Below are 12,321 nucleotides of genomic sequence, written 5' to 3' on the forward strand. Positions count from 1 at the left end.
GTTGCGGGAGGTGAAAATTCAGGCATCGGCGGCAGGCCAGGTAAAGAGCGGGTCGGCCTTTTCGCGAAAGCGCTTCACGGCCTCGTGGTGAAACCCGGTCGTGAACGCAATGCCCTGTGCCGCCGACTCGATTTCGAGCATCACGCGCAAATCGCTGCCGAGCGACTGATTCAGCGCGCGCTTGGCGATCCCGAAGGCGACGGGCGAGGCCGCCGCGAGACTGGCCGCGATCTGCGCGGCGCGCACATGGAGATGGCCGGCCTCGACCACTTCGAGCACCGCGCCCATCTCCTTCGCCTGCGCGGCGCGCACCTCGCGCGCCGTGAACACGAGATCCTTCGCGCGCGCGAGCCCCACCACGCGCGGCAGCGTGTAGAACGCGCCGCAATCGGGCACGAGACCAACCTTCATGAACGGCATGCAAAAGCGCGCACGCGCGCTGGCGATCACGAAATCGGCCGCGAGCGCGAGGCTGAAGCCGGCGCCGTAGCACACGCCGTCCACGGCGGCGATCACGGGACGATCGAGGTCGATCAGCGTGCTCACCCAGCCATGCAGGTCGTCGATGCGATCTCGTCCGGCCTGCGCGCTGGTCACGTTCATGCCGCGCACGTCGCCGCCCGAGCAGAAGTCCTCGCCCGCTCCGCGCAGCACGACGGCCCGCACGCTACGATCGGCGCGAATGCGCTGCACAGCGTCGTGCAGTTCTTCCCGCATCTGGACATTGAGCGCGTTCCTGGCCTCCGGGCGGTTGAACGTGAGTGTCTCGATGCCCGCTTCTCGTTCGATCAGGAGTGTCCGTTGTTCGTCGTCGCTCATGCGCTCACCCCTGCGTTCGCGAGTTCGGCCAGCGCCTTGTCGAGCGCCGTGACGAGGTGGACGGGCTCGACGCCCGCGAATTCCACATCGGGCCGCGCGAGAAATGCTTCGATGTGCGCCGAACACGCCTCGCGCGTGGCGGCGAGCCCGGCGAAGCCGTCTTCGAGCCAGGCAACCGACGCTAGCGGACGCGGATGCCAGTCGCCATTGACAATTGCCTTCACCACTGTTCCGCCGCGCACGAGCAGGCTCAACCAGATGAGCCCTGCCGGCGCCTTCTCGCGCCCGCGCACGACGCGATCGCCCGCCTGCGCGATCGGATCGTAGCGCGTCGCCTCGCTCTTTTCATGAAACCAGCTTTCGCCGTGCAATTCGCTCTCGGCTTGCTGCGCGAACACACGCTCGTCGCTGCCGAGCGCACCCGGCTCCAGCGCAACATCGCCAAACGCGCGGCGCACGCACGCCCGCACCCAGGCCGCCAGTTCGCCGGCGCGCACCTCGCGTCCCAGTTCCTGCTCCAGGTACGTATAGCGCGAGCCGAGGTCCTTGTGCTTCTTGTCCTTCACTTTCTCGGGTGCCATAGGCATGGCGCGCGCGGCGATCGCCGTATCGATGGCTTTCACGTTGAGCAGGATGCGGAAGGTCAGCACGCCGCCCTCGATCTTCAGCGAGGTCGCAACGAGCTTGCGGCCATCGATCTCTACGTCGTTGAGCGGACGGTAGGCGACCCGCAGGCCGAATACCTCATGCAGCGCTCCGGCGACGTGCCCGAGTATCGTGGGAAATGCCTGCGCCGCCGTGCCGGGAACGCCTCGCAGTCCAGTCGGTAAATAGAACGCGAGAAACGCCGACCCGCGCCCCGCATAGATCGCGCCACCGCCGCTCACGCGCCGCCGTGCGAGCACGTTGTTGCTGCGGCAGAACGGCAGATCGAGTACCTGGTTCGGGTCCTCGTTCACGCCCACCGTGATGCTGTCTTCGTCGAAGACGTTCAGATAGACGGTGGGCGGCGCGAGCTTTTCGGCCACCGCGCGCTCGACCGCCGGCGACACCGAGATCGAAAAGTCGGCATAGCTGTGGTCGCCCACGACGAGGCGCCACGGCGCCTCGCTATTCGTTGCGCTTGCATTCATGTTGTCTGCCTCCGGATGTCTTCCACGAGTGCGCCGCTTTCGATCTTCGCGACTGCCTCGATCCTGTCCGCATGGATCAGCGTCTGGCGCTTGAAGCGCTCGGCTATGGTCTCGATCGCCGCAGCCTCCACAGGCCCTTCGACTTCCAGCGTGAGGTGATCGCCGCCGTGGTCCTTCGTGCCGACCACGAGCCGATATGCGCCCGTCGCGCCCTTCATGCCCAGCAGCACGGTCTTCAGCTCCGACGGGTAGACCTTCACGCCCTTGATCTTCACCATCGAATCGGCTCGGCCGAACACGACGCGCGGCAGCGAGACTGTGCGCCCGTGTACGGGCGCAGTGCGCTCAAGCACGGTGAGGTCGCCGGTGCGGTAGCGCAAGAGCGGCTGCAGTTCCTTCTTCAAATGCGTCAGCACGAGTTCGCCGCGCTCGCCTTCTTCGACAAGGGCACCCGTGTCCGGATCGATAACTTCGGCATACAGGAGTTCGTCGAACACGTGCACGCCCTCACTACCCGGAAACGTGCGCGCAACGGGCAGGCATTCGGAAAGCGAGTAGCTGTCGATCAGCAACGTGCCCGGCATCGCTTCGCGCACGCGCGCATAGAGCGCGCCATTGCCCGTGAACGGCTCGCCGCCCGCGAAGAACACGCGCGGCACGGGGCATCCCGCTTCGATGAGCTTGAGCGCATGAGACGGATTGCCGGCCAGCACCGTCACGCCGCATTGCCGCGCCACGCGCGCCGCGCGTTCGGTTTCGCCCGGACCGTGCGGAATGCACGCGACACCGCGCGCTTCCATCTGCGTCTGGTAGAAGAGCCCCGCGACGAACAGGTGATAACCGAAGGTGACCATGCAAACATCGCCGGGACCGACGCCGCACGCATCGAGATGCTGGCCGCATGCATCTTCGATCGCACGCAGGTCGTTCGCGCTATGCAGGATGGGCACGAGCGACGCGCCCATCGGCGTGAGATGAACTCGCACCGGCGGCACCACGGGCGCAAACGCGCCATAGCCCGGTCGATTCATCTCGGCCACCAGTTCGGCGCGCGACATCAGCGGCACGCGCTCGGCGAACGCGGCTGCACTCTCGATGCTGTGCGGCAACCGGCCTGCATAGAACCGATGTGCTTGCAGCCGCGCGAGTTGCGCGTTGAGCAAATCGAGCATCGTCTCCTCCGTTATCGGTAGTGCGGGCGCAAAGCGTTCGTGCTCAAGCGGCGCGCTCGAAAATGGCCGCGATGCCCTGGCCGCCGCCTATACACATCGTTTCGAGGCCGTAGCGGCCCTTGCGGCGGCGCAGTTCGTACAGCAGCGTCGCGAGCATGCGGACACCGGTCGCGCCGATCGGGTGGCCTAGCGAGATGCCCGAGCCGTTCACGTTGAGCCGCGATTCGTCGTGCCAGCCCCAGCCTTTCAGCACGGCGAGCACCTGGCACGCGAATGCCTCGTTCAGTTCGACGAGATCGAGCTGGTCGAAGCCCAGCCCGGTCTTTTGCAGCAGTTTTTGCACGGCGGGCACCGGGCCGATGCCCATGGTCGCGGGCTCGCAGCCCGCCGCAGCCCAGCCCGTGAGATATGCAAGCGGCGTGAGGCCGAGCTTGTCGAGCTGATCTTCGGCGACGATCAGGCACGCGGCGGCCGCGTCGTTCTGCTGGCTGGCATTGCCTGCCGTCACCGTGCCGCCTTTCATGAGCGGCTTGAGCATCGCGAGCGAAGCCTCGCTCGCGTCGGCGCGCACACCTTCGTCGCGTGCGAAGCGCACCAGGTCGCCCTTGCGTTGCGGCACCGAAACGGGCACGACTTCCTCGGCAAAGCGGCCCGACTCCCACGCCGCCGCCGCGCGCTGGTGACTGCGCACCGCGTAAGCGTCCGCTTCCTCGCGCGTGATGCCATATGCCTTTGCCAGGTTCTCGGCGGTCTCGATCATTCCCGAGATGTAGCCGAAGCGTGTTTCGGGCTGCGAACGTTCTCGGCCACGCTCAAGGCGGTCGTGCATCTTCACCGAACCCGAGCGTGCGCCCCAGCGCATGTCCGTCGTGTAGTACTCGATGTTGCTCATGCTTTCCACGCCGCCAGCCGCCACGACGTCCGCAGCGCCGCTCTGCACCATCATCGCGGCCGTCACGACTGCCTGCAGGCCGCCACCGCAGCGCCGGTCGAGTTGCATGCCGGGCACATGTACCGGCAGCCCCGCTTCGAGCGCGGCCCAGCGGCCAATGCACGGCGTTTCGCTGTTCGCATACGACTGCGCGAAGACCACGTCCTCGATGCGCTCGGGGTCCACACCACTGCGCGCGATGGTTTCTCGGAGCACGGTGGCCGCAAGCGTCTCGACGGCGACCGGGCGCAGGCTGCCGCCGAACGTCCCGACCGGCGTGCGCACCGGCGCAACTATCGCTGCTCTTCTCATTCTGGATTCCTTTCCATGTTGTTCGGTTATCTCTCGCCTCGCACCTTCGGGTGCGCTCAGTCCGGCATCGGGTTTCGCCTTTCCCGGTGCTTCGCCGCAAGCGTCTCGCGCCATTCGGGCGGCGCAATGGCCAGCATGCGCTCAACGCGCTGTGCCAGCGTGAGCCCGCGCAGATCCGCCACGCCGTGCTCGGTGACGATCACCGCGGCGTCGCTGCGCGGCGTACTGACCGGCCCCGACAGGCGCGCGACGATGCGGCTCCCAAACCGCGAACTCGATGCGAGCGCAACGATTGCCACGCCACCGCGTGAGCGCGCCGCGCCGCGCATGAAATCGAGCGCGCCGCCCACGGCGCCCACATAACGGCCACCCACGGACTCCGCGTTGACCTGTCCGGTCAAATCGACTTCGAGCGCCGAGTTGATTGCCACGAAGCGATCGAGGCTGCCAAGCACGTCAATATCGTGGGTATACGTGGTCGAGCGGAACTGGATCTGCGCGTTGCGGTGCGCGTGGGCATAGAGCCTGCGCGTGCCCATCATCGTGCCCGCTATGCTCACGCCCCGGTCGCGCGGCTTGCGCGCGTTGGTCACCACGCCAGCCTCGATCAGATCGACCACGGCATCGCCGATGGTGCCGCTGTGCACGCCAAGGTCGCGCCGGTCGCGCAACCGCGCGACGATGGCCTCCGGCAGCGCGCCGAGCCCGAGCTGAATCGTCGAGCCGTCGTCGATAAGCGAGGCTGCGTGTTGTGCGATGCGCCGTTCGATCTCGCCGGCCTGTGTGGCAGGCGCTTCGAGTGGCGCGCGGTCCGTATGGATCAGCGCGTCGAAGTCTTCGGCACGCAACGTGCGCTCGCCATAAGTCCATGGCGCAGCAGCGTTGACCTCCGCAATCACGACGCGCGCGCTGTCGATGAGCGGCACGAGATACTCGTGGGCGATCGAAAGACTAAAGCTCCCGGCGTCGTCAGCGGGCGCGACCTGCAGCAGCAGCACGTCGACGCGATTCGGACCGCTCGTGAACACGCTGCGAAACTGCGAGTAGTGGCATGGCAGGATGTCGAGCATGCCCTCGCGTTCGAGCCGACGATTCGTTCCCGACGCGCCGTACGCCGCGAAATCCACGCAGTCGGCATACGAGGGATCGAGCGTATCGGACCACGACGCACCCACGAACACGCGGAACCGCCCGCCAACCGACTTGCGCTGCGCCATCAGCAATCCGGTGAGCGTGCAAGGCTCGGCGCCGCACTGTCCCCACGTAATCGTGTCGCCCGCCCGCACGTACTGCGCGAAATCGAGCTGCGCGACGTCGACGCTGCGCGCCGCGCGTGCACCGCGCGTCATCAGACCGGGTCCCAACTGAAGACGTCGGCGGAAACGTCGAGCGTATGGAACGACTTGCGCAGCGCAGGCATGGCATGCCCGGCAATCGTCTCCGGCGTCCAGCCCTCGCTGCGATGCACGGAGCGCACGGGGCGCGGCTGGCTCATCAGAAAGATTTCGTTGTTCCGTACCGCGAAGATCTGGCCCGTCACTTCGGCGGCCTGCTCGCTCGCGAGATAGACGGCGAGCGGCGCGATCTTCGCGGGCGTCATTTGCTTGATCTTCGCCACGCGCGCTTCCTGCTCCGGCGAATCGATCTTGATCGAATTGATCATGCGGCTCCAGGCGAACGGCGCGACGCAGTTCGAACGGACACCGAATTTTTCCAGATCGAGCGCAATCGACTTCGAGAGGCCCGCGATGCCGAGCTTCGCCGCGCTGTAGTTGGCTTGCGCGAGATTGCCGATCAAACCCGACGTGGACGTCATATGCACGAACGCGCCGCTGCGCTGTTCCTTGAAATGCTCCGCGGCGGCCCGCGAAACGTAGTACGAGCCGTAGAGGTGAACCTTCAGCACCGCGTCCCACTCTTCCTCGCTCATTTTGTGGAAAAAGCGGTCGCGCAGAATACCCGCGTTATTCACCACGCAATCGATGCGGCCGAACACGTCGAGCGCGTTCTGCACGATGCGCGCGGCGCCCGCTGGGTCGGCCACGCTGTCGGTATTCGCGGCGGCCTCGCCGTCGAATGCCTTGATCTCGTTCACCACGGCTTGTGCGGGGCCGTCGTTGTGGCCCTCGCCGGTGAGCGAGGCGCCCACGTCGTTGACCACGACCTTCGCGCCGTGGCGCGCCATCATCAGCGCGATGTCGCGGCCAATGCCGCCGCCCGAGCCCGTCACCACCGCTACCTTGCCGTCCAGCATTCGTTGCGTCGTCATCGTCTTCGCTCCTCCAGCCCGCATTGCGCCGGGCGTTCATTCAATTGGAATCGTTATGTGGCGATCCGTGCCGTTCGTGTTGCAGCTTGACGCATCGGATACGGCTGCACAATTTGGATATGCCGAACGCCCGTTTCGGCCAGGATTAACCCGTACTATCGCTAATGGCGTGCCTTGCGCCGCGGCACAATAATGCTCAGGACCGGTTCGTCCCTCAAACGAAGGAACATGCAGACAGCGGAGTCGCGGCAAGCCAACCCATGCATTTCGATCTCGTCGACCTGAAGCTCTTCACCCACGTAGCCGAAGCGAGCAGCCTCACGCGCGGCGCGGAACGCGCGCACCTGTCGCTGCCGGCTGCGAGCACGCGCATCAAGAATCTCGAAGAACAGGTGGGGGTGAAGCTCCTGAGCCGCACGAGCCAGGGCGTGACGCTCACCGGCCCCGGCGAGACCTTGCTCGCACACGCGCGGCGCGTGCTCAAGCAGCTCGAGCAGTTGACCGGCGACCTGCAGGAATACACGCAGGGTGTGAAGGGGCATGTGCGCGTGTTCGCGAACACCACGGCAATGAGCGAATTTCTGCCCGCCGTGCTGCGCACCTACCTCATCAATCATCCCGACGTGTACGTGGACATTCACGAGCGTCTTTCCCCCGACATCGTGCGCGCGGTGCAGGACGGCACGATCGACATCGGCATCGTGGCCGGCAACGTGCGCACCGAAGGTCTGCAGGTGCTCCCCTACCGGCGCGACAGACTGGTGCTCGCTTCGGCGCTCAGCCACCCGCTTGCACAGGCGAGCGAGATCGCATTCGCCGATACGCTCGATTACGACTTCATCGGGCCGCCCGATGAAAGCGCGATTTTTTCGTTCCTCAAGCGTGCTTCATCGGATCTGCAGCGCACGATACGCTGGCGCATCCAGATCGGTAACTACGAGGCGGCATGCCGCATGATCGAAGCGAATATCGGCATCGGCGTGCTGCCGGAAGGCACGGCGCGCCGCCATGCGCAAACCATGTCGCTCAAGATCGTGCCGCTCACGGACGAATGGGCCGTGCGCAAGCTGCAGATCTGCATGACCGATCGCGACGCGCTGCCGCTCTTTGCCCGCAAGCTCGTGGACCTGCTGGTGGCCGATGGCATCGGCCGGCTCGAATAGCCCGGTTTTTTCGGGCTTCTTTTCCGTTTTGATAGCTTAAAGGCGGTACGCACCGCCTCTGACGTCATCGCCCGTTCGCAGCACGAATCATGTTGCGCGCGATGACGATCTGCTGGATCTGGCTCGTGCCCTCGTAGATGCGGAAGAGGCGCACGTCGCGATAGAAGCGTTCGATCCCGTAGTCGGACATGTAGCCCGCGCCGCCGAATATCTGCACCGCGCGGTCCGCCACGCGACCGCACATTTCCGAGGCGAACAGCTTCGCACACGCGGCCTCGGTGCTCACGTTTTGACCTGCGTCGCGGCGGCGCGCCGCGTCGAGTACCATGCAGCGCGCAGCGTAGAGCTCGGTCTGGCTATCGGCGAGCATTGCCTGCACGAGCTGGAATTCGGCGATTTTCTCGCCGAACTGCTCGCGCTCCATCGCGTAGCGCAGCGCGTCGTCGAGCATGCGCTGCGCAACGCCCACGCAGATCGCCGCGATATGAATGCGCCCCTTGTCGAGCACCTTCATCGCCGTCTTGAAGCCCACGCCCTCCTTGCCGCCGATGATGTTTTCCGCCGGCACCTTCACGTTTTCGAAAATGACGTCGCACGTATGCGCGCCGCGCTGCCCCATTTTCTTGTCGCGCTTGCCGAAGCTGATGCCCGGCGTCTTCGCATCCACAATGAACGAGGTGATGCCGCCCGCGCGCGGCTCGTCGGGGTTGGTGCGCGCCATCAGTGTGAACATGCCGGCCTGCGGCGCATTCGTGATGAAACGCTTCGTGCCGTTCACGACGTAGTGGTCGCCGCGACGTTCCGCACGCATCTTGAGCGAGGCAGCGTCGGAACCCGCGCCGGGTTCGGTGAGCGCGAAACTCGCGATGATCTCGCCGCTCGCGAGCTTCGGCAGCCACGTCGCTTTCTGCTCGTCGGTGCCGTCGATCATGATGCCCTGCGAGCCAATGCCGACCGTCGTGCCGATGATGGAACGAAACGCGGGCGAAGTCTTGCCGAGCTCGAACATCACCAGTACCTCTTCTTCCATGGTGAGATCGAGCCCGCCGTATGGCTCCGGGATGGTGAGCCCGAAGAGCCCCATCGCCTTCATATCGTCGACGATGTCGGCGGGAATTTCATCGGTTTCGGCCACGCGTGCTTCGTTCGGCACGAGACGCTCGCGCACGAAGCGCGCGACGTTGTCGAGCAAAACGTTCATCGTTTCCTGGTCGCGAATCATGGTGTATGTCCTGCAATCATTGAACGGGCGGCACGGCGCCGCCCGCAGGGAAAAGATAATCAGGCATGCTCAGCGTGAGCGCACGACACGTTTGGCCATTTCGCGCAAGGGTTGCTTCTGCAGCTTCCCGCTCGCGGTGGTCGGGATCATGTCGATCGGCACGATCTCCGAAGGCCGCTTGTAGGGCGAGAGCCGCTCGCTCAGGTAGTGAGCGAGATCGGCGGCGTCGATCGTCGCGCCTTCTTTCGCTTCGACGAAGGCCACGACTTCCTCGTTGCCTTCGGCGTCGCGCCGGCCGACTACTGCGCTCTGGCGCACCGCGTCGTAGCTGTTGATGACCGACTCGACTTCGATCGGATAGACGTTGAAGCCCGAGCGGATGATCAGGTCCTTCGAGCGGCCCACGATAAAGAGCGCGCCGTCCGCGTCGAGGCGGCCCAGATCGCCGGTCTTTAGCCAGCCTTCGGCGTCGAGCACTTCGGCGGTGAGGTCCGGCTCGCGATAGTAGCCATGCATGACGCCCGGGCCGCGCACCCACAGCTCGCCCGGCTCGCCGCGCGGCACGTCGCTGCCGTCCGGCCCGACGACGCGCAATTCGGCACCCTCCACGATCTCGCCCGCGGACACGTCCTTGCGCGGGCGCTCCATGCGCGTAATGAAGAGCGAGCCCGCGTACTCGGTCATGCCGTAACCGTGATGGAGCGGCATGCCGAAGAGCGCTTCGACCTGCTGCTTGAGCGTGGGATCGAGCGGGCCTCCGCCCGTATAGAGGTAGCGCAGGCGCGGGGCGCGGACCGCCCCGCCATGCTCGCGCACATAGGCGACGATGCGCGTGAAAAGCGTGGGCACGCCCTGCAGGATAGAGATTTCGGAAGCGCCGAGCGCCTTCACGACCTCCTCGGCCGAAAAACGCGCCGCGAGATGCAGGCTCGCGCCCGCTTCGAACGTGGCGAGCAGCAGCGTGGCGAGGCCGAAGATATGCGACATGGGCATCACTGCGTATGCGCAGTCCGCCTGCGTCATCTCACGCGATGTCGCGGAAACGTGCGCGAAATGCAGCAGGCCGCGATGCGTTGCCATCACGCCCTTGGGCTGCCCCGTGGTGCCCGACGTATAGATGAGCACCGCGACCTCGTGCGCGAGCGCGGCGGCCTCGCGCACGACGTTGGGATCGGGGGAAGCCATCATCAGCGGACCGAGCCCGGGCGGAGCGATTTCGCGTGCTCGACAACGCACCCCGTGGCGCAGCGCGTCGGGTGAGGCGCCGTGTGTAAACAAGACGAGACGCGGGCGGCAATGGGCGCGGATCGCTTCGATCTCGCGCTCCGAGAGCCTCGCGTTGACCACGGCCGGCCATGCGCCGATTTCCGAAAGCGCGAACAGCAACGTCACCACGGCCGAGCAGTTTTCGGCCACGACAAGCACACGGTCGCCCACGTCCACGCCCTGCTCGCGCAAGAATCGCTGCGCGTGCCCGACGTTGTTCCAGAGCTGCCCGAAGCTGGTCACCCCCGCTTCTTCGCGAATCGCCGCGGCCTCGGGCGACACCTCCGCCCAGTGCCGCGCGATGTCGCTGATCTTGCGCGCCGCTCGCCTCACCACGCCACCTCCTGTCGTTGCTCTCTCCTTGCGTGCGGTGCGCCATGGCGCGCCGCATCGCGACAGGTATCAGTGTGGTTCAGGCGCGGGCAACCAACAATTCGTTTTCGGTAAAGCCGGCATTCGTCAGCCCGGAAGTCGGAATCAGCCCCAATGGCCGCGCATCAAGACGACTATCGTCTCGATCCCCGGGGCGCGAGTGCCGTCGCCGGTCAGGGTCCGCCACTGGCGCAAGCGTAGCGCCGGCACATGGCGCGGCGGCCCGGTCCGCATGCGGGCGCGCAGCGGCGCGTCATGCGCCGCCGCCAGTCGCTCCATCTACGCCGCCGCACGCTCGCCTCCCCGAGTACGGTCGCCACGGCCATTCGCCCGATGAATCGCCAGGATCCCCGCGAGCGACACGCAGGCGGGTACCGCCGCCGCAAGAAAGAGCGACGACGACGACCATTGCAGATGCATCAGCCCACCGCCCAGCACCGGCCCGACGACCGATCCGATGCGCCCCACGCCGAGGCTCCAGCCAATCCCGGTAGAACGCAGCGACGTCGGATAGTAGGTGGCGGCAAGCGCATTGAGCGCGGGCTGGCCGCCGATCACCGAAAAGCCCGTGAGGAAGATCGCAACGAACATCGCCGCAACGGAAACCATCACGGCCGGATTGCCGATGGCAGCGGTCGAAACAATCGCGATGAGGAAAGTCGTGGCGAGCACGCGCGTGAAACCCGCCACGTCGATAATGCGCCCGAGCAGCAGCGTGCCGATCACGCCGCCGCCCCATAGCGCCGTGCCTGCGAGCACGGCGGTCCGGGTCGAATAGCCGGCGTCGCGGATCACGGTCGGCAGCCAGTTCGAGAGGAAATACATGGCGAGCAGATTGGCGAAGTTCACGACCCACAGCAGGAGGGTCACGCGCGCGCGACCCTCCTTGAAAAGCTCAACGAACGGCACGCCACGCGAGCGCGTTTCCGTGGTCGTGAACGCCACGCCGTCGGGCAGCGCGAGCGACGGCGCCACGCGGGCGAGATTGCGGCGCACCCGCGCCTGCGTGTGCTCGCCACGACCGCGAAACAGCAGGAACTGGATCGACTCGGGCAGCGCAAGCCACATCAGCACGCCCAGCACGAGCGGGATCGCCCCGCCCACGAAAAATACCGCGCGCCAGCCGAACGCGGGAATCAGCGTCGCGGTGACGAGGCCGCCCAGCACGCCGCCCAGCGTGAAGCCGCACGAGACGATCATCATGAGCGTCACGCGCATGCGGCGCGGGCTGTATTCGCCCGCGAGCGCCATTGCATTCGGCATGATGCAGCCGAGGCCGAGGCCCGCCACGAAGCGCCACACCACGAGTTCCATAATCGAATGCGCGACACCCGTTGCAACCATGCATGCGGAAAAGAACAGCGTCGCGCCGATCAGCACGGGGCGGCGGCCGATCTTGTCGGCAAGCGCGCTGAACGTGAGCGAGCCCACCAGCATGCCGAAGAGGCCCGCGCCGAACACGGGCGAAAGCGTCTCCTTCGCGATGCCCCACTCGCGGATCACGACCGGCGCGACGTAGCCCATTGCCTGGACGTCGAAGCCGTCCATCACGAGGCACAGCGCGCATAGCGCGACCACGAGCAGTTGATACGGACCGAACCGGCTTTCGTCGATAACGCCGGTGACCTCGACGGTCTTTGTCATGCGATGTCTCCCATCATT

10 protein-coding genes are annotated in these 12,321 nt (G+C 65.9%); 1 reads left to right on the forward strand and 9 read right to left on the reverse strand.

The window, feature by feature from the left end; genetic code table 11:
• Positions 1-18 precede the first annotated feature (18 nt).
• From BLU17_RS28585 to BLU17_RS28610, 6 genes are read right to left on the reverse strand one after another with little or no spacing between them, the layout of a single operon-like run.
• Positions 19-819 carry an enoyl-CoA hydratase/isomerase family protein gene (locus BLU17_RS28585; RefSeq protein ID WP_092004872.1) on the reverse strand — a complete coding sequence of 267 codons (801 nt, stop codon included), beginning with the start codon at positions 817-819 and terminating at the stop codon, positions 19-21.
• Positions 816-1,952: a lipoate--protein ligase family protein gene (locus BLU17_RS28590; protein WP_092004875.1), complete on the reverse strand. Its 1,137-nt coding sequence runs from the start codon at positions 1,950-1,952 to the stop codon at positions 816-818. The genes BLU17_RS28585 and BLU17_RS28590 overlap by 4 nt, the downstream gene beginning before the upstream one ends.
• Complete coding sequence (locus tag BLU17_RS28595; protein WP_092004878.1) at positions 1,949-3,124, reverse strand: phenylacetate--CoA ligase family protein; 1,176 nt, start codon at positions 3,122-3,124, stop codon at positions 1,949-1,951. Before BLU17_RS28595 ends, BLU17_RS28590 begins: the two co-directional genes overlap by 4 nt.
• A gap of 43 nt (positions 3,125-3,167) precedes the next feature.
• Positions 3,168-4,367: an acetyl-CoA C-acetyltransferase gene (locus tag BLU17_RS28600; RefSeq protein WP_092004881.1), complete on the reverse strand. Its 1,200-nt coding sequence runs from the start codon at positions 4,365-4,367 to the stop codon at positions 3,168-3,170.
• A gap of 56 nt (positions 4,368-4,423) precedes the next feature.
• Positions 4,424-5,716, reverse strand: coding sequence for an acetyl-CoA hydrolase/transferase family protein (locus BLU17_RS28605; protein WP_092004884.1), 1,293 nt, complete (start codon positions 5,714-5,716; stop codon positions 4,424-4,426).
• A complete protein-coding gene (locus BLU17_RS28610) occupies positions 5,716-6,621 on the reverse strand; it encodes an SDR family NAD(P)-dependent oxidoreductase (RefSeq protein ID WP_092004974.1) in 906 nt (301 codons plus the stop codon). The genes BLU17_RS28605 and BLU17_RS28610 overlap by 1 nt, the downstream gene beginning before the upstream one ends.
• 275 nt (positions 6,622-6,896) lie before the next feature.
• Between BLU17_RS28610 and BLU17_RS28615 the strand changes: the two genes are divergently transcribed.
• The gene (locus BLU17_RS28615; RefSeq protein ID WP_092004887.1) at positions 6,897-7,799 is read left to right on the forward strand and encodes a LysR family transcriptional regulator; all 903 of its coding nucleotides are present in this window, start codon (positions 6,897-6,899) and stop codon (positions 7,797-7,799) included.
• A 64-nt stretch (positions 7,800-7,863) separates the two neighbouring features.
• Here BLU17_RS28615 and BLU17_RS28620 read toward each other — a convergent pair whose 3' ends face one another.
• The 3 genes from BLU17_RS28620 to BLU17_RS28630 form a co-directional block, all read right to left on the reverse strand.
• On the reverse strand, positions 7,864-9,021 hold the full coding sequence (locus BLU17_RS28620; protein WP_092004890.1) for an acyl-CoA dehydrogenase family protein: 1,158 nt from the start codon (positions 9,019-9,021) through the stop codon (positions 7,864-7,866).
• Between the two features lie 69 nt (positions 9,022-9,090).
• Complete coding sequence (locus BLU17_RS28625) at positions 9,091-10,623, reverse strand: class I adenylate-forming enzyme family protein (protein ID WP_092004893.1); 1,533 nt, start codon at positions 10,621-10,623, stop codon at positions 9,091-9,093.
• A 315-nt stretch (positions 10,624-10,938) separates the two neighbouring features.
• Positions 10,939-12,303 carry an MFS transporter gene (locus BLU17_RS28630; RefSeq protein WP_092004896.1) on the reverse strand — a complete coding sequence of 455 codons (1,365 nt, stop codon included), beginning with the start codon at positions 12,301-12,303 and terminating at the stop codon, positions 10,939-10,941.
• Positions 12,304-12,321 lie beyond the last annotated feature (18 nt).

The organism is Paraburkholderia lycopersici, from assembly GCF_900096975.1.
Taxonomy (GTDB): domain Bacteria; phylum Pseudomonadota; class Gammaproteobacteria; order Burkholderiales; family Burkholderiaceae; genus Paraburkholderia; species Paraburkholderia lycopersici.